At 65.5% G+C, this 24,533-nt stretch carries 19 protein-coding genes and 1 pseudogene; 7 read left to right on the top strand and 13 right to left on the bottom strand.

Annotation, left to right across the window (positions count from 1 at the left end):
• Nucleotides 1–268: 268 nt before the first annotated feature.
• Nucleotides 269–997, bottom strand: a complete 729-nt coding sequence (locus FJU31_RS08085; protein ID WP_150454287.1) for a hypothetical protein — start codon at nt 995–997, stop codon at nt 269–271.
• Between the two features lie 249 nt (nt 998–1,246).
• Here FJU31_RS08085 and FJU31_RS08080 point away from each other — a divergent pair, with 249 nt between their 5' ends.
• Together FJU31_RS08080 and FJU31_RS08075 are read left to right on the top strand one after the other, a co-directional pair.
• A complete protein-coding gene (locus FJU31_RS08080; protein WP_246161252.1) occupies nt 1,247–1,744 on the top strand; it encodes a hypothetical protein in 498 nt (165 codons plus the stop codon).
• Nucleotides 1,745–1,795: 51 nt separating this feature from the next.
• Nucleotides 1,796–2,557 (top strand): hypothetical protein, encoded by a 762-nt coding sequence (locus FJU31_RS08075; protein ID WP_150454286.1) that lies wholly within the window; start codon nt 1,796–1,798, stop codon nt 2,555–2,557.
• Between the two features lie 932 nt (nt 2,558–3,489).
• Here FJU31_RS08075 and FJU31_RS08070 read toward each other — a convergent pair.
• Complete coding sequence (locus FJU31_RS08070) at nt 3,490–4,062, bottom strand: hypothetical protein (protein WP_150454285.1); 573 nt, start codon at nt 4,060–4,062, stop codon at nt 3,490–3,492.
• A gap of 139 nt (nt 4,063–4,201) precedes the next feature.
• Complete coding sequence (locus FJU31_RS08065) at nt 4,202–4,786, bottom strand: single-stranded DNA-binding protein (RefSeq protein ID WP_150454284.1); 585 nt, start codon at nt 4,784–4,786, stop codon at nt 4,202–4,204.
• Between the two features lie 376 nt (nt 4,787–5,162).
• On the opposite strand from FJU31_RS08065, the gene FJU31_RS08060 reads away from it, so the two are divergent.
• Nucleotides 5,163–6,194: a LacI family DNA-binding transcriptional regulator gene (locus FJU31_RS08060; protein ID WP_150454283.1), complete on the top strand. Its 1,032-nt coding sequence runs from the start codon at nt 5,163–5,165 to the stop codon at nt 6,192–6,194.
• 209 nt (nt 6,195–6,403) lie between these two features.
• Here FJU31_RS08060 and FJU31_RS19435 read toward each other — a convergent pair.
• From FJU31_RS19435 to FJU31_RS08025, 7 genes and pseudogenes are all read right to left on the bottom strand, one after another.
• Nucleotides 6,404–6,682: pseudogene (locus FJU31_RS19435) on the bottom strand (hypothetical protein).
• A 10-nt stretch (nt 6,683–6,692) separates the two neighbouring features.
• Nucleotides 6,693–7,157 (bottom strand): GNAT family N-acetyltransferase, encoded by a 465-nt coding sequence (locus FJU31_RS08050; protein WP_150454282.1) that lies wholly within the window; start codon nt 7,155–7,157, stop codon nt 6,693–6,695.
• A 166-nt stretch (nt 7,158–7,323) separates the two neighbouring features.
• The gene (locus FJU31_RS08045) at nt 7,324–7,710 is read right to left on the bottom strand and encodes an SseB family protein (RefSeq protein WP_150454281.1); all 387 of its coding nucleotides are present in this window, start codon (nt 7,708–7,710) and stop codon (nt 7,324–7,326) included.
• 140 nt (nt 7,711–7,850) lie between these two features.
• Nucleotides 7,851–8,255, bottom strand: coding sequence for a hypothetical protein (locus tag FJU31_RS08040; protein ID WP_150454280.1), 405 nt, complete (start codon nt 8,253–8,255; stop codon nt 7,851–7,853).
• Between the two features lie 83 nt (nt 8,256–8,338).
• Nucleotides 8,339–10,054 carry an alpha-amylase family glycosyl hydrolase gene (locus FJU31_RS08035; RefSeq protein ID WP_150454279.1) on the bottom strand — a complete coding sequence of 572 codons (1,716 nt, stop codon included), beginning with the start codon at nt 10,052–10,054 and terminating at the stop codon, nt 8,339–8,341.
• Entirely contained in the window at nt 10,054–11,541 is a 1,488-nt protein-coding gene (locus FJU31_RS08030) for an MFS transporter (protein ID WP_150454278.1), read from the bottom strand. The genes FJU31_RS08035 and FJU31_RS08030 overlap by 1 nt, the downstream gene beginning before the upstream one ends.
• Nucleotides 11,538–13,733: a glucosidase family protein gene (locus FJU31_RS08025; RefSeq protein WP_150454277.1), complete on the bottom strand. Its 2,196-nt coding sequence runs from the start codon at nt 13,731–13,733 to the stop codon at nt 11,538–11,540. The genes FJU31_RS08030 and FJU31_RS08025 overlap by 4 nt, the downstream gene beginning before the upstream one ends.
• A gap of 236 nt (nt 13,734–13,969) precedes the next feature.
• Between FJU31_RS08025 and FJU31_RS08020 the strand changes: the two genes are divergently transcribed.
• Complete coding sequence (locus FJU31_RS08020) at nt 13,970–16,021, top strand: glycoside hydrolase family 97 protein (RefSeq protein WP_150454276.1); 2,052 nt, start codon at nt 13,970–13,972, stop codon at nt 16,019–16,021.
• Nucleotides 16,022–16,291: 270 nt separating this feature from the next.
• Entirely contained in the window at nt 16,292–19,048 is a 2,757-nt protein-coding gene (locus FJU31_RS08015) for a TonB-dependent receptor (RefSeq protein ID WP_188115466.1), read from the top strand.
• Nucleotides 19,049–19,490: 442 nt separating this feature from the next.
• Here the strand turns inward: FJU31_RS08015 and FJU31_RS08010 are convergent, their stop codons facing one another.
• A complete protein-coding gene (locus FJU31_RS08010) occupies nt 19,491–21,104 on the bottom strand; it encodes an alpha-glucosidase family protein (RefSeq protein ID WP_150454274.1) in 1,614 nt (537 codons plus the stop codon).
• A 215-nt stretch (nt 21,105–21,319) separates the two neighbouring features.
• On the opposite strand from FJU31_RS08010, the gene FJU31_RS08005 reads away from it, so the two are divergent.
• Nucleotides 21,320–22,318: a polyprenyl synthetase family protein gene (locus FJU31_RS08005; protein WP_150454273.1), complete on the top strand. Its 999-nt coding sequence runs from the start codon at nt 21,320–21,322 to the stop codon at nt 22,316–22,318.
• A 39-nt stretch (nt 22,319–22,357) separates the two neighbouring features.
• On the opposite strand, the gene FJU31_RS08000 is transcribed toward FJU31_RS08005, so the two are convergent.
• Nucleotides 22,358–23,143 (bottom strand): dienelactone hydrolase family protein, encoded by a 786-nt coding sequence (locus FJU31_RS08000; protein ID WP_150454272.1) that lies wholly within the window; start codon nt 23,141–23,143, stop codon nt 22,358–22,360.
• A 129-nt stretch (nt 23,144–23,272) separates the two neighbouring features.
• Between FJU31_RS08000 and FJU31_RS07995 the strand changes: the two genes are divergently transcribed.
• Nucleotides 23,273–23,869: an SMI1/KNR4 family protein gene (locus FJU31_RS07995; RefSeq protein ID WP_150454271.1), complete on the top strand. Its 597-nt coding sequence runs from the start codon at nt 23,273–23,275 to the stop codon at nt 23,867–23,869.
• Between the two features lie 33 nt (nt 23,870–23,902).
• Here FJU31_RS07995 and FJU31_RS07990 read toward each other — a convergent pair whose 3' ends face one another.
• A complete protein-coding gene (locus FJU31_RS07990; RefSeq protein ID WP_150454270.1) occupies nt 23,903–24,436 on the bottom strand; it encodes a hypothetical protein in 534 nt (177 codons plus the stop codon).
• Between the last annotated feature and the right edge of the window lie 97 nt (nt 24,437–24,533).

Genomic DNA, 24,533 nt, shown 5'->3' with positions numbered 1-24,533 from the left:
GGGCAACGCTTAGCAGCGGTGGAGTACTCTTTCATGTCATATGAATCTACGGCGCACTTTGGCTTCTGCATGCACAATGACCTTCTTGATGCTAGCTGTGTCAGCCCCCATCCATATCAATCACCGAACACTCTGGCGTCAACTGGCAGCCCTCTGGTCATCATGATTGGAACCGCCCTACGCGAAGCCAGACAGAACCAACGCCATCGGGGAGCAGGATATCGTTGCCGACTAGGCGTTCGGCAGCCTAAAGAAAGGGTGGCACCAGTCACACCTTCATGTTGAGGCCGCGCGGCCACAGAGAAGACGCCTGTATCAGCTTCGACTCGTAAGCCTTTGCAGCATCTTGGGTCATTCCATACCCAGACACATCATGCACACAGATAACCTTCTGGCCCTGCATGTTTCGAATAGCCTCATGTAGATATCTGGAAGAAGAACTATTCAGTGCATCCTCAACGTGCTCCAAGTACCTCTTCTGCCAAGATCGGCGCGTCATCCCCACGTAGGTCATACCAGGGATCGTCTCGTAGCCAAGCCTGCATTTTGTGAATACAAAAGCTTTCAACCTCTGCTCGTCCGTGCCGCTGGTCATCAGCCTATCAATCTCCTCCGAAGTGAAGGACGCTCGCTTGTACGTGTGTCGGTAAACCAGATGGTCTCCCTGCGGAGAGAAGAGAGACGAGCAGAATGCCAAAGGCACACAAATCAATGTGCTACCACCGAACAATCGATGCCTACTCTCCGCGAAGAAGCTTGCGCCACTCATCTCACCTGGATGCTGCATCAGCATCGCCGTTGACAGTCCCGAATCAACATCCTGATATCCCACCAACTGAATACCTGTATGTGCTACCCCCTGCTCTACAGACTCGAGCAATTCGCGCTCGAGGGAAGCAACCTTTTCATAATTCGAAAAAGCATGCATTGCGACTTCAACGTTAAAATGAGGACCAAAGAAGAACTGAAGCGCCTTGACATCGAGAAGATCAGACATGACGAATTACTCCATCAGTACAAACACGAAGAATCGCGGCAGCAGCGGGCTCGCGGGCAAGCCAAACCATCCCTAACCCCCCCCTTGCGCGTACGCGCCTTTTCCGGTCTCTTACGTACTACGGCCCACTAAGCTCTCGGCCGATTATGGCCAATTAGGGCGCGGATGCCGAGCCCTCCCCGTATCCAATTGAATGGAAAGCCTTTCCCGGCTAGGTTTGGCGGTCCAGCCCTCGGCTACAATGCGGTCATGCCTGCCTCTGACGCCAGTGCCTTCGCCTTGCTCCGCGCCTTCGGGATGCTGGAATTCAGCCTTAAGCGCATCCCGGGCTTCCTAGCTGCTGATCGCAATCCACGGAGAAACCAGCGGGCGAAGGCGAAGGTGGATTGGCCGAACTTTGATCGCGCGGTGGCCGCGCTACATCCAGCGGACTTCCTCGACCAAGTATCCAAACCAGCACGGGCCAAGCTACTAGGTGGTACTCGAAACCGGCCCCAGATTCAATTCGTGCGGGTGGCCGCCGATGGCTCGTTGACCGCTAACTACGAGGACAGCAACCTGCCGCACAACGACGCCGAAGCCCTGGTAGTCGCTATGCGGCGGGTGCGCAACAACCTTTTCCACGGCGGCAAGGAGGACCCGTTGCAAGAGCCCCATCAGGGCGACGACGAGGAATGGGTTATTGCCGCGGAGGAAGTTGCTGCCCTGCTGCTGGAGCTGCTGGAACTCCAGCGGCTCCGACCATAGAAAGATGTTGCCGCACCCGCCCCATTGGCATTGACAAAGGAAACGCCCAGCATGAGCTTACCCGTCAACCTCCTAGGGCTTCATGCTCAAGAAGAGCAGCTCCGCCAGATTGCGCTGCGCTGGATCGCCGAGCATGCCGATCTGAAAGACCACGTGGCGGTCACTGAGAGGGCCATGGACTTGCTGCACTACACGATGCATCACGGCCCCAATACCACCGACGACGAGCGTGCCGTCCTCCAATTGGGCGCTCGCGTTTTCAGTGACATGGGCGCGGCTTGGAAGCTCATTGCCTCGGGCTACTTCCAAGCGGCCGCTATGGTGCAGCGTGATGTCATTGAAACCGTCAGCCTGGTGGAGTACTTCCGACTAAGGCCTGAGCTGGTAGAGGTGTGGCGCATTGGCGACGAGCGCGCCCGCAAGGATACCTTCAAGCCATGGAAGGTACGAAAAGCATTGGACGACGCTATGGGCAAGGGCCCAAGTAAGCGCGGCGCTATTTACTCCAAGTTTTCTAAGCTGGCTACACACCCTACGATTGAAGGACTACAGCTACTGTGTCCAAACGGCAAGGACGCGACCGCCGGTCCTTACATGGAACTCAAGCAGCTGCGCGCCCTACTGGAAGAGCACGCAAAGCTAGCACTCCAAGCCGGCATGATCTTCAATGTAATCCTATCGGTCGACACGCTCGAAGCTCGCGTGATTGCGCATAGCATGATTACCGCCATGATGAACTGGATGGAGCGCTATCACGGCTCCTCGTTTACTGCGGAAGATCGTACCAACACCAACCGACTACTGGAGACCTGAGACAGCATGGCTGCCAATTCGACCAAGGACTACGCTTGAGACCTTGCGAGCATGCTTGATTCCCTCGGTCAACATGCACTTCGATTTTCATTTCCGCCCAAGGTGGAGGATGCCGCGCCAAGGGCCGCGGAGATTCCGATTCATCTGCGCGCTCCTGGCTCCTTCAGTAGCGACGATCGGCAGTTCAGCACCGCGCTACTAGAGGCGCAAGCGTACACGGCTGGCCAAGTAACCTGCCGGCTTGATAGTTGAGACGTTTCCCCCACGGGTTAGCTAAGGGAAGGAGACATTTCCCCCACAGGTTACCTGAGTGACACACCGTGGCATCCTTAGGGGGAGCAGCTCAGCTAGCAGGCACCTTATGTGCAAGGACTTACCAGTGGAAACGACCGCATCTGCTCAAGCCAGGGCAGATGCTGCGGCGGGCTGGCTCGATGCAGCAACGTTCGAAGCTCTGCTAAGCCCGGACACCCGCCGGAACTGGACGCTGATGCAGTGCCTGCAATCTGGAAGCGTGCTTGGGGTCTGGATCGCAGAACGGAAGCTCTATCTCTTCCCCAAGTGGCAGCTCGCCCCAACCGGGACGCCTTGAGAGGCCTCTCAGAGCTGCTGACGCTTCTACGAGGTCCATATGGCATCTCAGATGGAAAAATCACATCCGGTTGGCAGGAAATCGAATGGCTGATCGCGCCACATGCTCGTCTGTCTGGGGGAACGCCATCAGCGGTACTCGCTTTGGATCCAGATCTCGTACTGGAAGCCGCCAGGCAAGACTTTTCTCCTTGGAGTGCCGAGGAGTGCTGGTAAGCGACAAGCCCGGCGATGAAACCCATCCGGGAAATTGCAGACGCGCCCCTCCCCATGTCATTGAGGAGTTGAAAATTCGAAGTTTGGACCGTCTCTCCAACCGCGTGATGGGTGCCATATGTCGTCTATCGGCAAGTTCCTACTTTGGTCTGTCGACTGCGCGCGGGCGCGATGCGCGGTCCAATGCAGGAAGGGGCCTTCCGTGCAATTTCTTGCCCGAATTGAGGGGATCCCTCGCACTGCGTAATAACGTTAGCCGTGAACTCCAGGTAGTCGGCAAACGTAGTTAGACGATTGAAATGCTGCTGTGGGCCAATTGCGGCTTGCGCTCGGCTCGGAGCAAGCCTTGCCTCCAGAAATTCCAGGACTCGACCGCTTGGCCTTTCCATGCCCGGTTCATCGAGCTTCCAGTTCCGCATATCAAGCTTGGCGAAGTCCCGCAGCGAAACTACATCCGCGATGGTCAGAAAGCGCCCGGCCCGGAACTCCGAAACCAGATCCCGACGACTCGCAGCCTGCCAACGGAGCAACACGATGAGATCGGCAAGCTTGTTGCGTATGGTGTTCACTGCGACCGCAGCATTTCGTAGCTGGGAGGTCGCGAACAACGTGGGATAGAACAGCGGCAGCCCCAGCTCGTCTTGGAGCATTGGAACGCGCTCACCGCTTTGCATTACATGGACCGACAGCTTGGGCATCGTCCCTTGCTCGCCTGATTTCACGTATGCATGACTATACCCATTTTTCTTACCGGGTCGAGAAGGTAAAAAAAAAGGAGGAGCCCCATGGATAGGGCTCCTCCTCGGTCTATTTCAACCTTTATTACTTAGGTATTTCCTAGAACGGAATATCGTCGTCAGCGAAGTCGTCCATCGGCGGTGCCTGCTGCGGCTGCGGGCGCTGGTTGCCACCCTGGTTGCCGCCGCCCTGGTTGCCGTAGCCGCCCTGGCCACCGCCCTGGTTGCCGTAACCACCACCCTGGCCGCCACGCTGGCCGCCACCGCCGCCGTATTCCTGGCGCGGGGCCTGCTGGCGCTGCGGACGGTCGCCGCCGAAGTTGCCACCACCGCCGCCACCGCCTCCTTCACCGCGGCCGCCCAGCATCTGCATTTCGTCGGCGATGATGTCGGTGGAGTACTTCTCCACGCCATCCTGGCCGGTGTACTTGTCGTAGCGCAGGCTGCCTTCGACGTAGACCGAGCTGCCCTTGCGCAGGTATTCGCCGGCGATTTCGCCGAGCTTGCCGAAGAACACCACGCGGTGCCACTCGGTGCGCTCCTGCTGGTTGCCGTCCTTGTCCTTGCGGACGCTGGTGGTGGCCAGGCTGATGCGGGTGATCGCCATGCCGCCCTGGGTGTACTTCACGTCCGGGTCGTTGCCGAGGTTGCCGACCAGGATGACTTTGTTGATGCCACGCGCCATAGGTGTGTTCGTCCGTTGTACAGGGGCAGACCACCAGTGATAGCACGTCCTCCTGGCAGGAGGCAGTGGCCCGGGGCCGCCCCCGATGCATTTGGGGGGAATTCAAGAATGTCCCATCTTATCATCGCCGCCGCCGTGCGCCCGGTCAGGGAAGCCCCCGGCGGCGGCCGGAATGCACCCCGAGCCCTTGCCCCGTCAGGCTCTGGAGGCCTTTCAATCCAGCCGGCAGCCGGGATGACCTGGACCGGTCCGCACCGTGCGGGTCCGGTCGCGTCACAGCCAAACGCTGTCCGATCCGTCTCCCCGGCGGGACATCGGCAGGGCCAGCAGCAGCCACCCGTGGCATCATCCGTGAATCCCCCCGCCTGCACCGCCCATGACCATCAAAGGCAAAGCCACGTCCCTGGACATCGCCCACCTGGCCGGGGTTTCCCAGCCCACGGTGTCGCGTGCCCTGCGCGGCAGCCCGATGGTCAATGCCGAAACCCGCGAGCGCATCCTGCGTATCGCCCGCGAGCTGAACTACAAGGTCGACAAGAACGCCTCCAGCCTGCGCCTGCGCAATGCCGGCACCCTGGCCCTGCTGTTCTTCGAAGACCCGACCAACGACGATTCGCTGATCAACCCGTTCTTCCACTCGATGCTGGGCTCGATCACCCGCGCCTGCGCGCTGCACGGGCAGGACCTGCTGGTGTCTTTCCAGCAGCTGTCCACCGACTGGCAGGCCGACTACGAGGACAGCAACAAGGCCGACGGCATCATCCTGCTCGGCTACGGCGACTACCACCAGTCGCGCGACCGCCTGCAGCGGCTGGTCGAACAGGGCACGCACTTCGTGCGCTGGGGCGCGGCCCTGCCCGGCCAGCCGGGCGTGTCGATCGGCAGCGACAACTTCCAGGGCGGGCATGACATCACCGCCCACCTGCTGCAGCAGGGCTGCCGCCGCATCGCCTTCCTCGGCCACGCGTCCAGCCATTACCCGGAGTTCGAGGAACGCTACCGCGGCCATGTCGAAGCGCTGCGCACGCACGGCCTGGCCGCCGACCCGGCACTGCAGCACGATGCGATCACCACCGAGGCCTCCGGGCAGGAAGCGTGCATGGCGCTGCTGGCGCGCGGCGAACGCATCGATGCGATCTGCGCGGCCAGCGACCTGATCGCCATCGGTGCGATGCGCGCATTGCGCGAGGCCGGCCTGCGGGTGCCCCAGGATGTGGCTGTCACTGGTTTTGACGATATTCCGCTGGCGGCCTCGGTGTCGCCGGCGCTGACCACGGTGCAGCAGGACACCAAACAGGCCGGCCAGCTGCTGGTGGAGAAGCTGCTGGCGCTGATCGGGCGGCAGCCGGTGGAGAGCCAGAGCATTCCGGTGAAGCTGGTGGTGCGCGAGTCGTCGCAGCGGATGTAGGGCTGAGCCCATGCTCGGCTGCCTTTGGCTCTTTTGTAGAGTCGAGCCCACGCTCGACTGCATTTGCTGCTCAAAGCAACAGCCGCCGAGCGTGGGCTCGACTCTACAGAACAGCGACGGCAGCCGGGCTTGACCTGACCCAGGCCGAATGCGCACGTGTCGGTATCAATGAGTAGTGCCAGGCCATGCCTGGCAGAGCTTTCCTCGCATCACCCCCGTGGCAATGCCCTGCGCTTGAGCCCCAGCAACACATACACGGCGATCGAAGCGACCGTGCCCAGCAGCGCAGGCCCGCCAAAGGTCCAGGCCGGACGCCCCTGTTGCCGCGCCTATTGGCCGAGGTGCCAGGCGGCCCCCAGGTTGATCAGCCAGGCAAGAGCGAACACCGGCCACCGCACCATGCGGATGGCACGCAGCAGCGGCAGGGCCAGCAATGCGGCGATGATCGCTGCGATCAGGAAGATCAGCGCGTTACGGGAATACGGGATGCAGGTGTGTTTATTCGTGCAGCCTCCGTACCATCACCAGCACGCGATAGCCGTGGCTGTCGGCTTCACAGATCGGCCGCCAGCCCAGCCGCGCGTACAGGCCACCATCCAGCGCCTCGGTCTGCAGGTAGAGCTCGCGCACGCCCTTCCGCCGCGCCAGCGCCACCGCCTCATCGACAAGGTTGCTCGCAAGCCCACGCCCGCGATGGCTGTCAACCACGAATACACTGCCCAGCCAATGCTCATACTGCGGGAACGCCTGCATTTCCCGACGCTTGAGTTGTACCGCACCGACTATCTGATCTTCATGAATTGCAGCAATCAGGTGCGGGAAACCCTCGGCATCCTGCGGCTGGTTGATGCGCTGCAGTTCCTGTTCCAGCGACAGGCCGGCTTCCTTGCCCCATTGCGTGTGGTACCACTGGGCCAGCTGCAGATTTTCCGGCGCGCCGCCGGGTAGTTCCCTGAATTCCATGACAGAACCTGCATTCCGATGTCGCCCAAGGGAATCACGGACGGCGCCCGAAGGGAAGCACGCTGTAGCGCTGGACTGCGATTCTGTAGCGTCGAGCCATGCTCGGCTGATCCAGCAGAAAGCAGTCGAGCATGGCTCGACTCTACAGGTGACAAAAACCGGCATATCACCCCTGCGCGAAATCCTTCAGGATCTCGCCCACGCCGCTGGCGGATATCTCGAAGCCCAGCGTGGTGCCGGGGTTGACCACCACGCCGTAGCCACCCGGCACGCGGTACAGCACGTCCAGCATCAGCCAGCGGATCTGGTGCGGGGCCTGCTGGGAATGGATGCCGACCCGCGCCGGATCGGTGAAAACGGCCACGTGCAGGGTGCCTTGCTTGTCGAACAGCAGCGGGTCGAAGCCGCTGCCATCGGGGGTGACCAGGCTGCCGGACAGCAGCACCACCTCGGAAGCCACGAAGGCTTCCATGAAGGCGCGGATCGGTACGGCTCCGTCCATGGCGGCCTTCAGCAGGGTTTCGATCGGGGTCTGCGGGGCAAGGTCGGTCATGGCGGTACGGCGGGCAGGTAGGGGCACCTATTGTAGAGCCGAGCCCACGCTCGGCTGCCCTCCCAAGCGCAGCCGAGCGCAGGCTCGGCTCTACAGCTTGGGCGGGGCTTCCGCCGGGCATGGCCCGGCGCTACCGGAATTCAGCCAGGCATGGCCTGGCTCTGCGGCACGGGGGACGGCCGCCAGAAGCCGTGCACCAGCGCGGCCAGCAGCATGCCCACCGCCCACGCCAGCAGCACGCTGCCGCCGCCGTCCAGCGCGTCCACCACTTTCAGGGCAGCCACTACAGCGAGCATGGCTGCCACCAGCATCGCGGCCACTTCAGCGCCACGCGCGCGGATCAGGCGCAGGGCCAGCAGCATCAGCGGGAACGCCACCAGGCTGGCGCCGAGGCCGAACACCACCAGCGCGTCCCAGAGATACACGTTGAACGTGCGCGGCATGGCAATGGCGGCGGTCCGCGCCAGCCACGGGAAAGTCACGGCAGCGATCAGGGCCCCGGTGACCACACCACCGCCCAGCGAAACCAGCAGACGTCGCATCATTCAACCCATCCTTGTCGTAGTGCCGGCCGCTGGCCGGCAGTTGAATATGCCATCCATCTGCAGCTGCCGGCCAGCGGCCGGCACTACCGCTTCAAGCGCTGGTCGCGTGCCTGCTGGTCGGCCACGGCCTTGTCCAGCTCGGCCTGAAGCGCCGGCTTCTGCACCGGTGCATCCAGTACGAAGACCTTCACGCCGTGCGCCGGCACTTCCACCTTCAGCGAGCGCTTCACCTTCAGCTCGCCGCCGCCCAGCGCGTCGCGCCACGTGCCGGGCTGCAGATAGCGATCCACTTCGATGCTGCGCGCGCCATCGCCCTTGTTCAGCAGCACCAGCGCGGTCTGCCCCACGCCGCCGTGCTGCAGCACGCGGAAGAACACCGCTTCGTCGCCCTGCAGGCGCTCGTTCACCTGCAGGCCGCGCTGCAGGGCCGGGGTCGCCTCGCGCAGCTTGGCGATGCGCTGCAGCGGCGCGAAGATCGGGCTCTGCGGCGCGTCATCCACGCGCTGCTGACCGAAGTACGCGCGGTTGCCGGCGTGTTCGGCGCGGCCGCGCATGAAGCCGGTCTCCGATCCGTAATAGACCACGGGGATGCCGCGCGCGGTGAACAGCCAGTTGTGCGCGTCGATGAAGCCGGTGTCGCTGGCCTGCAGGCGCGGCATGTCGTGGTTGTCGTAGAAGCTCATCAGCTCGTACGGGTTGGCGTACGGGCCACCGGTCAGGTGCAACGGCTCGGCCAGCGTTTCAAACCCCTTGCCGGTGGTGCCGAAGGTCTGCTCCAGCGCGCCACGCAGCGGGAAGTCCAGCACGCTGACATTGGCGTTGGCCGGCCAGGTGTGTTCGGCGATGCTGGCCGCGTTGTAGTCGAACGCTTCGCCAAACATGAACATGCCCGGATGCGCGGCACGGATGCGCTTGACGAACTCATGCCACCACCGGTGCGGCAGCCAGCCGATGGTGTCGATGCGCAGCGCATCCACGCCCTGTGCGGTCCACTGCAGGTAAGCGCCCACCAGGTAATCCATCACCGCCGGGTTGTCCTGGTTGAAGTCGGACAGCTCGGCCAGGTTGCCGTCGAAGATGGAACCGTCCTTGCCGTCGACCGGACCGATGGTGTTGTAGAACGCGTGCAGCGGGTTGTGCTTCGGGTCCAGCTTCTGCGGCGGCAGGTTCTGGTGGTCGGCAATCAGCTTGCCGTCCTTGTCGAAGATCTGGCCGAACTGCGGCTGCCGCTTGGGCATGGTCCAGGCAGGCGAACCGTGGTTGCCGACGATGTCCAGCACCACTTTCAGGCCGGCATCGTGCAGGCCCTTGTTGAGGCCGGCGAAATCCAGGTCCCTGCTGGGCAGGTGTTCGTCGAGCGTGTAGAAATTGATGCCCCAGTAGCCGTGGTAACCGGTCTTGCCGCGGTCGGTCAGCGTACTGGTGCAGCTGATCGGCTTGCTGCCGGTGAAGGCCTCGTCCGGGTTGTCGACGATGGGCGTGATCCACACCGCACCGAAACCGAGATTGCGGATGTACTGCGCATTGTCCAGCACACCGCGGAAATCACCGCCGAGGTAGCCGATGTTGCCGTCGACCTTGTCCGGGCACGGCACCGGGATGTCGAACGTGCGGTGCTTACCGCCCTGGTCGCGGTGGTCGTTGGACGGATCGCCGTTGACGAAACGGTCGGTGACCACGAAGTACACCGCATCGCTGGCGAACGGCTCGGTGGTGCCCACATAGTCCGGGCGCGGCGCAGCCACAGCCGGGCCGGCGAACAGGGCAAGGGAAACAGCAACAGCCAGCACAGCACGCATCACACCACCTCCGGACGGGACGGAACCCGCAGTACGCACACACCGGCCACGAGCAGGCTGCAGCCGCCCAGCACCAGCACGTGGATCGGCTGCTCACCCAGCCACGCGCGCAGGGCAAAGCCGAGCGCACTGGCCGCGACCAGCTGCGGGATCACGATGAAGAAATTGAAGATGCCCATGTACACGCCCATCTTTGCCGCCGGAACGCTGTCCGACAGCAGGGCATACGGCAGGGACAGGATCGAGGCCCAGGCAAAGCCCACGCCGACCATCGACAGCAGCAGCCAGCGCGGATCATCGATGAACATCATCGAGATCAGCCCTGCCCCGCCCAGCCACAGGTTGACCAGGTGGCTCCAGCGCAGGCCGAGCGCGCGCACCATCGGCGGGATCAGCAGCGCGGCCAGTGCAGCGAAGCCGTTGTAGGCACCAAACAGCACACCCACCCAGTTGGCGCCTTCGTTGTAGGCCGCCGACTGCGGATCGGTGGAACCGAAGTGGGTGCCGGCCACGGCGGCGGTGGTGAAGATCCACATCGCAAACAGTGCGAACCACGAGAAGAACTGCACCCAGGCCAGGCGCCGCATCGTCACCGGCATTGCCCGCAGGTCGCCGACGATGGCCGCCAGCATGTGCGGGCCGGGCAACAGGTGGGTTACGGCCAGCAGCAGGCCGTAACCCGCGCACAGGCCGGCCAGCACGTACAGCATCTTGTCGCCCTGGCGCCAGGCGATCAGCGCTGCCAGCAGCACGCCCAGGCCCAGCCACAGCGCCACCTGGCCCCACGGTGCGGGCCCGCTGACGGCGGCACCGGCGTGGTGCGCGGGCGGCTCGGCATCGTCGAAGGACGCAAGCTCGGTGGGCGAATACTCGCGCGTGCTGAACACCGTCCAGCTGATTGCCGCCAGCAGCACCACCGCGCCGAAGTAGAACGAGTAGCGCACCGAGTCGGGCACTTCACCCGGCACGGCCGTGTTGCTGACGCCGAAGTGAGTGAGGATGAAGGGCAGGAAGCTGGCGACGATGGCGCCGACGCCGATGAAGAAGCTCTGCATCGCATAGCCGGTCGGCCGCTGGCGCGGCGCCAGCTGGTCGCCGACGAACGCGCGGAACGGTTCCATCGACACGTTGATGGAGGCATCCAGCACCCACAGCGTGCCGGCCGCGATCCACAGCGTGGGCGAGTTCGGCATCACCAGCAGGGCCAGCGTGGTCAGCACCGCGCCAATCATGAAGAACGGGCGGCGTCGCCCCCAGCGCGTCCAGGTACGGTCGGACAGATAGCCCACTACCGGCTGCACCAGCAGGCCGGTCAGCGGTGCGGCGATCCACAGCCCCGGCACCGCGTCCTGCGATGCCCCCAGCGTTTCGAAGATGCGGCTGGCGTTGGCGTTCTGCAGTGCAAACCCGAACTGGATGCCGAGGAAGCCGAAACACATGTTCCAGATCTGCCAGAACGACAGCTGCGGCTTGGCGGGACGACTCATCGTGCACCCTCGACCGCAGCGACCGGCGCCACCTTCAGCGCCTGCACCTGGGCCTGGTTGAGCACGCCCTCGCGCCCGCCCTTGCCGCCGGTGTAGTGCGCGAAGTGCTCCAGCGCGCTCATGTTGAAGCCTTCTTCCAGGGTGACCGTGCAGCGGCCCTTCGGCACGCCGAAGCTGGCCGCGGTCGATTCCTGCGCGGCAACGCTGTGCGGCAGGGTGACGGTCTGCCGCTGCGCCGGCTGGCCCGCGCACTGCAGGTTCAACTGCTTCACCGCTGCGGTCACGCCGGTGTTGATCGGCCCGTTCGGGTTGTTGTACTGCAGGCGCAGGCGCACATGGCCGGCCTTGGCATTGCTGAAGCGCCACTGCCGGTCACCGCGCAGCACCTGCTGCGGGCCCACGCACAGCATCGGGCTGTGCAGCGATTCCAGTGCGCCGTCGCGGCGGGTCAGGCTCAGGCAATGCTGCAGCCCATCGTCGCCCACGCCCTTGGCCGGCTGCAGTGCCTGGCCGTCCTGCCACAGCACCTGGTCGGCGGCCACGGCCACGGTCCAGCCCTTGCCACTGCGCCTGGCCTGCGGTGCGGCCGGCGTGGCCGGTGCACGCGCATTGGCGTCGGCGCTGGCCACGGCAGCACGCGGCGCGGCAGCGGCCGGCACCAGCTGTACGGTGGTGGTCGCACCCCGCGTCTTCACCTTGCCGGCCACCAGCAGGCCGTCGCCCAGCTGTTTCGGCCGCTCCAGCACATAGCGCTTGCCGTTCGCCTCCAGGCTGATGCGGCGCTGCTTTCCGAACAGGTCCGGCACCAGGCTGGCCGGCAACTTGGGCTGCACACTGCCATCGTCCTGCAGGCCGAACACGCCTTCGCTGACCATGGCCAGGTAACCGGCCACCGACCACAGCTGGCGCTCGGAGTTGACCACCGGGCCACTGAGCGCGCCCTCGTCCACGTGCACGGCCTGGGTGACCAGCTCGTAGTTCTCCATGTTGGAACCGGCCAGTGCCGCGCCCTGCATCAGCGAACGGATTTCGGCGGCGATGCGCGGGGCATCATCGAGCTTGCGCGCGGCACGCAGCGAGTAGGCGCTGACGAACGGCCAGATGGCGCGGTTGTGGTAGATCGGCTGCTGCGCTTCCTGCGGCCACACCACCGGGCTGCCGGCCGGCCCCATCGGGTAGGCGGCCAGCGCACGCTGCGCGCGCCCGGCGGGCAGCACGTCGGCGAGGATGCCCAGCGACAGGCCCAGCAGATCGACCTTGGCGTACGGCACCGGGTGCGCGGCTTCGCCGATGTAGCTCATGTACTGGCCCATGTCCTCGCGCCAGAAGCGTGCATCGATCTGCAACGCCAGCGCGTCGGCCCAGGCCTTGTACTGTTCGCTGCGCTCGTCGCCAAGCTGCGCGGCCATCTGCTGGCCCAGGCGCAGCGCCTGATAGTGCAGCACGTTGGTGGACAGCGCGTAGGAATCACCGATGAAGCGCACGTTCTCGCGCGTCCAGTCCGGGTAGGTCTGCTCGCGCCAGTCCAGGAAAGAAGTCTCGCCGCGGTACAGGCCCATCTGCGCGTCGAACACCATCGCCCGGTCCTGCGCCAGGGTGCCCTGCAGTGCCTGCCACACCTGGTCGGCGAACGCCGGATCATCCAGCAGGTGGCGCGCGGCGAGGAACCACACCACGCGGTCGCTGCTGATCGGCCAGCTGCCACCGGAACCGGTGTCCTGGGCAACGAACAGACCGGGAGTGTGGCCATCACGCGCGGCCGACAGCTTGAACTGCAGCGACTGCCGGGTGCGCTGCGGGTCCAGCTTGGCCAGTGCCAGATCGGCGGCGAAGCTCAGATCGCGGGTCCACACATAAGGCCAGCGCGCACCGGTCTGGAAGCAGTCGCAGGGCACCGGTCGGCCTTCGTCGAAGGACGGATCGCGGATCGCGTCCACGCGGTCCTGGTCCATTTCCTGCTGCGCCAGCGCGAACAGCGCATCGAACATCACGCTGCCGGTCTGGCTGCGCATGGGCGCGGCGGCGATCTGCACGTCGCCGCGCCCCTCCGGATTGCGCGCATGCAGGACAAAGCTGCCCTTGGCAGCGGCTTCAGCACGCGCATGGCGGCCGTTGAATTCCAGGTCGGCCGCGTGCGCGGTCGTTCCCAGCGCTGCCCCGAGGGCAGCCGTCAGGCAAATGATCTTCAGCATCGAAGCGGCAGACCGGCTTGCGCCCGTCGACCTCCCTCCCTCTCTGCACCGTTATGGGTCCGCGCCACCTTGGACGGTGCGCGGGCGCGGCGCCTCCCTCAAGGTGCCTTGGCCCCATGGTAGACGCGGCGCCGCAACCTGAGGCCAGTTGCATACGTATTCATCGCAGTTGCGTGAAGAGCGGCGCCCACGCTGGCTTATGGTCCGGGTCTGCCAACGGCGCCTTGGGAGGGGAAATGCCGGCTTCATCTGCTGCAATCCGCGCGATGTTCGCGCACGTGTTCGGCCTGGCCCTGCTGGGCCTGGCTGCCCTGGCCCAGGCCGCGCCACAGGTGGCCAGCGTGGAATCGCCGGGCAAGGTGCTCAAGGTCAGCCTGGTGCTGGACGGTGGCACCGCGCGCTACCGCGTCGAGCGCTTCGGCGAGCCCGTGGTGGCCGATTCGAAGCTGGGCTTTGAACTGCGCGATGGCCGCCTGGACCGCGATTTCGCCCTGCTCGGCCAGCAGCAGCGCAGCGTCGATGACACTTGGGAACAGCCCTGGGGCGAGCGCCGGGTCACCCGCAACCACTTCAACGAGCTGACCGTGCAGCTGGCCGAGACCACCGGCAGCAAGCGCCGCCTGGACGTGGTGTTCCGCGTCTACGACGACGGCCTCGGCTTCCGCTATGTGTTCCCCGAGCAGCCCAACCTGCGCGAGGCGATCGTCGATGACGAGCTGACCGAGTTCGCCATTGCGCCCGACTCGACCGCCTGGTGGATTCCGGCCGGCGAGCCGATCCACTACGAATACCTCTACCAGCGCACGCCGCTGCGCGAAGTGCCGCTGGTGCACACGCCGATGACCCTGCGCAGCCACGACGGCCTGCACGTGGCCATCCACGAGGCCGCGCTGGTGGACTACGCCGGCATGTGGCTGCGCCGCACCGAGGGCCAGCGCCTGCGCGCGCAGCTTTCGCCCTCGGCCGAAGGCTGGAAGGTGCGCCGTGCCCTGCCGTTCGCCACGCCGTGGCGCACGCTGCAGATCGCCGACCGCGCCGGTGGCCTGGTCGAATCGGACCTGATCCTCAACCTCAACGAACCCAATGCACTGGGCGATGTGAGCTGGGTGAAACCGGCCAAGTACCTGGGCGTCTGGTGGTCGATGCACCTGGACAACGAGAGCTGGGCGACCGGCCCGAAGCACGCCGCCACCACCGCGAAGACGAAGAAGGTCATCGACTTCGCCGCCGCGCATGGCTTCCGCGGCGTGCTGGTGGAAGGCTGGAATCCCGGCTGGGACGGCATGTGGGTCGGCAACGGTTACGACTTCGATTTCACCCGTGCCACGCCGGACTTCGATATCGAGGCGCTGTCCGCGCACGGCCTGAAGAAGGGCGTGCACCTGATCGGCCACCACGAAACCGGCTGCGCCATCGAGCACTACGAAGACCAGCTGGGCGCCGCGCTGGACCTGTATGCGCGGCTGGGCGTGGACCAGTTCAAGACCGGCTACGTCTGCGATGACGGCCAGGTCGACCGCCGCAATCCGGCCGGAGGCCCGCTCTGGCGCGAGTGGCATGACGGCCAGTTCATGGCCCGCCACCACCTGAAGGTGGTGCAGGAAGCCGCGCGCCGGCACCTGTCGGTGAATCCGCACGAGCCGATCAAGGACACCGGCCTGCGCCGCACCTACCCCAACTGGATCTCGCGCGAAGGCGCGCGCGGCATGGAGTACAACGCCTGGGGCCAGCCGCCGAACCCGCCCGAGCACGAGGTCAACCTGGTGTTCACCCGCATGCTGGCCGGCCCGTTCGACTACACGCCCGGCATCCTCAGCCTGAAGGGCCGCCACGGCCAGGCCATTCCCAGCACGCTGGCCCGCCAGCTGGCGCTGTACGTGGTGCTGTACAGCCCGATCCAGATGGCCGCCGACCTGCCCGAGCACTACCTGCAGCACCGCGAGGCGTTCCGCTTCATCGAGGACGTGGCGGTGGACTGGGAACAGAGCCGCGTGCTGGATGGCGAAGTGGGCGACTACGTGACGATCGTGCGCCGCGACCGCAACAGCCGTGACTGGTTCCTGGGCAGCATCACCGATGAACACGGACGCGTGCTGCCGGTATCGCTGGGCTTCCTGGAACCGGGCGTGCGCTACCGCGCGGAGATCTACCGCGATGGCGAAGGCGCGGATTTCCGCAGCAATCCGTTCGCGTTCAAGCGCGAGACGCGCGAGGTGACCAGCGCCGATGCACTGACCCTGGTGCTGGCACCGGGCGGTGGCCAGGCGATCCGGTTCACCCCGCTCTGAATCGCGGGCCGATGGAACCGCAGCCGAGCATGGGCTCGGCCCTCCACGGTAGCGCCCGAGCCCACGCTCGGGCGGCGGCGCACAGCGCCGGGATACGGGCACTGGAATCGATTACAACGCTGTGAAAGCCATTGAATACGTATGCAGGGTGATTCCCGCGGAGAAGCCGCTGCCTACCATAGCGGCGACGACAGCGGCCACCGCGTCGCACGTCCACGGCACCGCCGGGACGACCACAAGATGCTCTACAACATTGCCTGGGAGGGGAAAATGTTGAACCACACGCGCACCGCGCTGAGTCTGGCGCTGGCCGTTGCACTGGTGCCGTCGCTGGCATCGGCGCAATCCACGCAGTCCACCGAAGCCACCACCGGTACGTCCGCCACCAACCTGGACACCGTGCAGGTCACCGGCATCCGCCGCGGCATCGAAAACGCCATTGCGATCAAGCAGGACGCCACCTCGGTGGTCGAAGCGATCTCGGCCGAAGACATCGGCAAGCTGCCCGACGTCAGCATCGCCGAATCGCTGGGCCGCCTGCCCGGCCTGGCCGCACAGCGCGTGGCCGGCCGTGCCCAGGTCATCAGCGTGCGCGGCCTGTCGCCCGACTTCGCCACCACCCTGCTCAACGGGCGTGAAGTGGTCAGCACCGGCGACAACCGCAGCGTCGAGTTCGACCAGTACCCCTCGGAACTGGTGAACGGCGTGACCGTCTACAAGACCCCGGACGCCGCCCTGGTCGGCCAGGGCCTGTCGGGCACCATCGACATGCAGACCGTGCGCCCGCTCAGCTTCCCCGACCGCGTGATCGCCGTCAGCGGCCGCCTGCAGAAGAGTTCGCTCGGCGAAGCCGCCAATGTCGATGAATTCGGCAACCGTTTCAGCGCCAGCTACATCGACCAGTTCTTCGACAAGACCCTGGGCATCTCGATCGGCTACGCGCACAGCGACAACCCGATCCAGGAAAACCAGGTCGGCCTGTACGAGCCGTGGACCACCGAGCAGACCACCAACGGCAACCGCCCGGGCGTGGCCGCAGGCACGTACTTCTCCGATGGCATCAAGGCGCTGCGCCGTACCGGCAACAACAAGCGCGACGGCGTGATGGCCACCATCCAGTTCCGGCCGAACAACGCCTGGACCAGCACCTTCGATGCGTTCCACACCGAAGCCGAGCAGATCGACACCGCCAACCAGTTCGAGCTCAACCTGAGCAACTTCAATGGTGGCTATACCCCGGGCCTGCTGATCAGCAACCCGCAGGTCAATGCCGATGGCACCTTCACCGGTGGCACCGCCAGCGGCGTGTACCCGCTGGTGCGCGGCATGTACAACAAGCGCAAGGACAAGATCGATGCGTTCGGCTGGAACAACGAGTTCACCTTCGGCAGCGTCAAGCTCGTCGCCGATGTGAACTACTCCAAGGCCACGCGCGATGAGCTGAACCTGGAAAACAACCTGCAGCTGACCCCGATGCCGCAGCTGGACACCATCGGCCTGCAGATCCGCCCGAACGGCTTCTCGCAGATCAGCCCGGGCCTGGATTACTCCGATCCCAATGCGCTGTTCCTGACCAACACCATCTACGGCTCCGGCTACGGCAAGGTGCCGCAGGTGGAAGACCGCCTGAAGGGCGCCAAGCTGGCCGCGACCATCGCCCTGCCGGAGGCCATCGCCTCGTGGGCACCGGACGTGGACATCGGCGTGAACTACGCCGACCGCCGCAAGACCAAGACCCAGTCCGAAGGCAACATCCTGCTGGGTGCGCAGGGCGATGCCAACATCGCCTCGGACCTGCAGTACGCGCCGGTCAACCTGGGCTTTGCCGGCATCGGCTACATCCCGGCCTGGAACGTGCCGGCGGCCGTGGGCCGCTACATGACCTTCAACCCGGTCGACAACCTCGACTACCTGATCCCGAAGTCGTGGGTGGTGCAGGAAAAGATCACCACCGCCTGGGCGCGCCTGAACATCAACACCGACATCGGTGAGGTGGGTGTGCGCGGCAACATCGGCGTGCAGATGCAGCACACCGACCAGAGTTCGGATTCGCGCTACTGGGACAGCTCGCAGCCGGCCGGCAGCAACATCCAGCCGTACTCCAACGGCAAGACCTACAACGACTGGCTGCCGAGCTTGAACCTGGCCTTCATGTTCCCGCACCAGCAGACGCTGCGCTTCGCCGCGGCCAAGCAGGTCGCGCGCCCGCGCGTGGACCAGATGCGTGCCGGCCTGGAGTTCGGCGTGGATACCGCCACCGGCAAGCCCGGCGGCAGCGGCGGCAACCCGCTGCTGGATCCGTGGCGTGCCACCGCGCTGGACCTGTCCTACGAGAAGTACTTCGGTGAAAAGGCCTACGTGGCCGCCGCGATCTTCTACAAGGACCTGAAGAGCTACGTCTACACCCAGTCGGTGGACGACTACGACTTCACCGACCTGCTGGGCAGCTACGTGCCGCCGCCGGGCATGACCGCACCGGTGCTGACCACCGGCACGTTCTCCACCCCGGAAAACGGCAAGGGCGGCACGCTGAAGGGCCTGGAACTGACGGCATCGTTCCCGCTGGACATGCTGACCGACAGCCTGCGTGGCTTCGGCGTGCAGGCCAGTGCCACCTTCAACAAGAGCGACATCAAGATCCTCGACCCGGAAAGCGCCTCCAGCGTGGGTTCGGATCCGATCAGCCTGCCCGGCCTGTCCGAGCGCGTGTACAACTTCACCGCCTACTTCGAGCGCAACGGCTTCGAAGCGCGCGTGAGCCAGCGCCGTCGTTCGGACTTCATCGGTGAGATCGGCAACTTCAACGGCAACCGCACGCTGCGTTACGTGGTGGGCGAGAACGTGACCGATGCGCAGATCAGCTACACCTTCAGCGACAGCAGTGCCCTGCGTGGCCTGACCCTGCTGCTGCAGGGAAGCAACCTGACCAACGAGCCGTACCGCACCTATGCCGGCACCACGGACCGCCCGCTGGAATACATCGAGTGGGGCCGCACCTACGTGCTGGGCGTGAACTACAAGTTCTGACCACGATCGGTAGTGCCGGCCGCTGGCCGGCAACCCACCGGTAGCGCCGGGCCATGCCCGGCGGTGCTGAATCGGTAGCGCCGGGCCATGCCCGGCGGTCCTGAATCGGTAGCGCCGGGCCATGCCCGGCGACGCAACACGGGGAGCAGGACCGGAAACCCGCTGCGCAGGCAGCGGGTTTTCTTTTGCGCGTCGACACCGCTACAGCCACCACATCCACGCATGGCGTGGATCTACCAAGTGCATCCACGCACGGCGAGGATTCGCTTAGCAGGAGGTCAAGAGAACATCAGCGCACAGCTGATCGCCTCAATCAATATCGCCTCCCTGCCCCGGTCAACGCCATTCCAGAACTTGCAAAGCACCTGCGAACAGCCACCCACAAAAAAGGGACGGGGCGCTTCGGCCCCGTCCCCGCAAGTACCGCCACCGGAGAAATCGGTCAGCTGCGTCGTGCGCAATACACCGCACGCGGCGGCAGCTGGAGTTCATTGCCCTGCACCGTGCCCGCATCCGGGCCCGGCACCGCCACCTGCTGCCAGTTGCCCGGCGGCAGCGGATGGCTCACCGACTCGGCCGACAGGTTGAAGGCCAGCAGGAGGGTTTCATCTGCAAGCATACGCTCGAACAGCAGCACTGGCTCGGCACTGTCCAGGAAACGGATGTCGCCGTGCTGCAGGGCCGGCTGAGTCCGCCGCCAGGCGAGGAAGCCGCGGAAGGCCGCCAGGACCGAACCCGGGTCGGCTTCCTGCACCGCCACCGCCGCCGCCCGGTGCTCGGCCGGGATCGGCAGCCAGGGCTTGCCGGTGGTGAAGCCGGCCAGCGGGGCGTCGGTCCACGGCATCGGCGTGCGGCAGCCATCACGGCCCTTGAAGTTCGGCCAGAAGGTGATGCCGTAGGGGTCCTGCAGGTCCTCGAAGGCGACTTCCGCCTCGGCCAGGCCCAGCTCTTCCCCCTGGTACAGGCAGACCGAACCGCGCAGCGAGCACAGCATCGCCACCAGCATGCGGGCTAGGCGCGGGTCGGACGGACGGCCGCCCCAGCGGCTCACGGCCCGCTCCACGTCATGGTTGGACACCGCCCAGCACGGCCAGCCTTCGGTCATCACCGCTTCCAGGCGCGCGACCGTTTCACGGATGTAGGCCGCGCTGTAGTCGTCCACCAGCAGCTCGAAGCTGTAGCCCATGTGCAGGCGGCCGTCCTGGGTGTACTCGGCGGTGGTGGCCAGCGAGTCCTCCGAGGAAATCTCGCCCAGGCTCACCGCGCCCGGGTACTCGTCCAGCAGCGCGCGCAGTTGCTGCAGGAACGGTAGGTTTTCCGGCTGCGTGTTGTTGTAGTAGTGGTACTGGTAGGCGTATGGGTTGTCCGGGCTGAAGCCGCGGCCCACGCGCTTGTCCGCCGGCTTGGGCGGGTTGTCGCGCAGCTGCGCGTCGTGGAAGCAGAAGTTGATGGCGTCCAGGCGGAAGCCGTCCACGCCGCGGTCCAGCCAGAACCGCACGTTGTCCAGGGTCGCCTGCTGCACGTCCGGGTGGTGGAAGTTCAGGTCCGGCTGGTCGACCAGGAAGTTGTGCAGGTAGTACTGCTCGCGGCGCGGCTCCCACTGCCAGGCGCCGCCACCGAACAGCGACAGCCAGTTGTTGGGCGGCGTGCCGTCCTCGCGCGGGTCGGCCCACACGTACCAGTCGGCCTTGGGATTGGTGCGATCCTGGCGGCTCTCGCGGAACCAGGCATGCTCGAGCGAGGTGTGGCTGAGCACCTGGTCGATCATCACCTTCAGGCCCAGGCCATGCGCCTTGGCCAGCAGGCGGTCGAAGTCCTCCAGGCTGCCGAACAGCGGGTCGACATCGCGGTAATCGGCGATGTCATAGCCGAAATCGGCCATCGGCGACTTGAAGAACGGCGAGATCCAGATCGCATCGGCGCCCAGCGCCGCGATGTGGTCCAGGCGCTGGATGATGCCCGGCAGGTCGCCCACCCCGTCGCCGCTGGCGTCGAGGTAGCTGCGCGGGTAAATCTGGTAGATGACGGCTCCGCGCCACCATGGATTGTGCGACATCGACAGCCCCCCTCCGGGCATGCGGGACCCACCGGAAGCGGGCCGAAAACCAACTCCGGCAAGCTTAGCGGCGGCTTCCCGGGCATGGCGCTGCCTGCATACGTATTCACGCCGCCGGGCCGGCCAACGCCCTGCGAAAAGGCCGGATGGGCCGGTTTCCGCCCGATTTCACGGCCAGCCCCTATAATTGGCGGTGAGCCTGAAAGCCTGATCGCATGACCATCACCGAAGACACCCGTCCCGCCCTGGGCCTGCCCCAGATCCAGTCGCTTGCTGCGGCCGACATGGCCGCCGTCGATGCCCTGATCCGGCACCGGCTGTCCTCGGACGTCGTACTGATCAACCAGATCGCCGACCACATCATTTCCGCCGGCGGCAAGCGCCTGCGGCCGATGCTGGTGATGCTGGCCGGGCATGCTGTCGGCACGGCCGGCCCCGAGCACCACCAGCTGGCAGCGATCATCGAGTTCATCCACACCTCCACCCTGCTGCACGACGACGTGGTGGACGAATCGAGCCTGCGGCGCGGCCGCAGCACCGCCAATGCCCTGTGGGGCAACGCGCCGAGCGTGCTGGTGGGTGACTTCCTGTATTCGCGCAGCTTCCAGCTGATGGTGGAACTGGACCGCATGCCGGTCATGCAGATCCTGGCCGACACCACCAACCGCATCGCCGAGGGCGAAGTGCTGCAGCTGCTGCACGTGCACAACCCGGACACCGACGAAGCGGCCTACCTGCGCGTGATCGAGCGCAAGACCGCGGTGCTGTTCGCTGCCGGCACCCGCCTGGGCGCGCTGGCCAGCGGCGTGGACGAAACCACACAGCAGGCCCTGTACGACTACGGCATGCACCTGGGCTACGCCTTCCAGATCGCCGACGACGTCCTGGACTACTCGGCCAACGCCGAGGAACTGGGCAAGAACCTGGGTGACGACCTGGCCGAAGGCAAGGCGACCCTGCCGCTGATCCACGCGATGGCCCATTCGGACGACGCGACCCGCGAGCGCCTGCGCAGCATCGTGCAGGACGGCGACGCTTCGGCCATGCCGGAAGTGCTGGCCGCCATCCGCGCCACCGGCGGCCTGGACTACAGCCGCCGCCGTGCCGAGGAATACGCCGAAGCCGCCGAGCGCGCGCTCGACGGCCTGGGCGACAACGATGCCGTGGCCGCACTGCGCGGTCTGGCCCGTTACGCGGTGCAGCGCTCGCATTGACCGGTGAAGGTGTGCCGACCAACGGTCGGCACCTACCGGTTACCGGAACCGCTCCTCGAAGAACTCATCCAACGCCTTCCACGCGCGCTTGGCTGCCCGTTCGTTGTACTGGCAGCCCGGCGGGCTGTTGGCATCACGCTCGGCGAAGCAGTGCACCGCGCCGCTGTAGTTGGTGAATTCCCAGTCGACCTTGGCCGCGTCCATTTCCTTCTGGAAGCTGCCGATGTCCTCGGCGGTCACGCTCTTGTCGTCGGCGCCGTTGAGCACAAGCACCGAGGGATGGCTGCCACCGGCCTGTGCCGGCAGCGGCGAACCGAGCCCGCCGTGCAGGCTGACCACGCCGGCCAGCGGCGCACCGGCGCGGGCCAGTTCCAGCACCGTGGTGCCGCCGAAGCAGAAGCCCACCGCACCGATCCGGCTGGCATCCAGCGGCGCCTTGCCGGCCTGCGCCTTGAGCACGTTCACCGCTTCCAGCGCGCGTGCACGCAGCAGCGGCCGGTCGTTGCGCAGCTTGGTCGCCACCGGGCCGGCCTCGGCATCGGTCTTTGGCCGCACGCCCTTGCCGTACACGTCGGCCACCAGCACCACGTAGTCATCGCCGGCCAGCTGCGTGGCCTTCTCGATGGCGGACTCGTTGACGCCCTTCCAGTTGGGCACCATCACCAGGCCCGGGCGCTTGTCGTTGTCGCCGTCGTCGTAGACCAGCACGCCACTGAAGGTCGTGCCCTCGTGCTTCCACTCCACCGGCTGGGTCTTCATCGCCGCCCACGCCGGCATCGCCGCCAGGCCGAGCACCATCGCCACACCACAACGCCATCGGTTCATGCGCCTGCTCCAATGAAAAGGGGACGGAGGGAATCACGTTGCAGAACACCCTCACGGGTCGCATTCTGCATTGGCGACGTGACGCAGGTGTGGTTGGATACGACCTGCTCCCCTCCGTCCCCTTTTTACATGAACCTTGTTGATCGCTTTCTTTCCGGCCTTGTTCCGCGCCTGCCTGCCGAGGACGCTGCGCAGTGGGCACATGTCCAAGGCGCCAGCGCCGAAGACCTGCAGCGCCTGCGCACGCAGTGGCCGCTGGTACCTGACAGCCTGCTGGCGTTGCTGTCGCGGGTAGATGGCACGCACTTCCGCGAGTACCCCGGCGGCGAAGTCGTGGTCTACATGCTGGGCTCGGATGTCGAGGACGGCGGCTCTCCGTACTACCTGCGCTCGGTCGCGCAGATCTTCGAAGACCAGCAGCAGTGGGACGACAGCATCCGGTCCATCTACGAGGAATGGCTGGACGAGGAGCCGGAGATCCTTGGCGACGGCATCGATGCCGATCTGCCGATGGACCGCCGCCTGTGCTTCTCGCACTGCATGAACAATGGCGGCACCTCGATGCTCTACCTGGATTTCGACCCGGCACCGGGCGGCACCGTCGGCCAGGTGGTGCGCTACCTGCACGATCCGGACAGCTATGCAGTCATCGCGCCGAACTTCGATGCGTATCTGCAGCAGCTGATGGATCGGGATTACGCGTTCATCGATCAGGACGCCGACTGAATAGTGGATCCACGCCATGCGTGGATAACGTTCTCACCCGCGCTCGATCCAATGCAACGTGCCCGGCGCGAGCGCCAGCAGATCCGCTGCGGCCAGCTGATTCCGTGACCAATGACGTTCCGGCGGCGGCGGCTGCCGGGCATCCACCGCGCCATCGTAGTCGCGTACCAGCAGGCCAATGCGCGCGGCCCTGGACTGCAGCAGGGCATCGATGCGCTGCAACCACTGGCCGGCATCGCCCAGGGCTTCATCGCGACGCAGCTGCTGATCCTGCGCATGCCGCGCCAGCTGCTCGGCCAGCGCGCGGGCGATCTTCGCTTCGCTCCAGCCCTTCTTCCGCCAGCGCTCGGCATCGCCCTTCCATTCCGGCTCGGCCCGCACCGACGCCAGCGCGGTGCCGCAATCGCAGTGCGCGGCGCTCAGCCACGGCTGCCAGCCGGGCCCGACCGCGGCCTGCAGGCTGGGCGAATCCTGCGCGAACAGCCGACGGCCGCTGCGGGTGAAGATCGCGGCGGCTGTTTCGTGGGCCAGCGTGGTGGGCAGGAATACGGTGATGAAGGTGCACATCGGGCTTCTCGAATCCGTCCGGGAATGCGCCGATGGTACCTCGCCCTACAGTAGAGCCACGCCATGCGTGGATGCCGTGCCCCGGGTTGCCGGCCAG

It is taken from the genome of Stenotrophomonas cyclobalanopsidis (genome assembly GCF_008710035.1).
GTDB classification, from domain to species: Bacteria; Pseudomonadota; Gammaproteobacteria; order Xanthomonadales; family Xanthomonadaceae; genus Stenotrophomonas; species Stenotrophomonas cyclobalanopsidis.
Note: the sequence above shows the minus strand (reverse complement) of the source record. Positions and strands in the feature narration are given on the sequence as shown.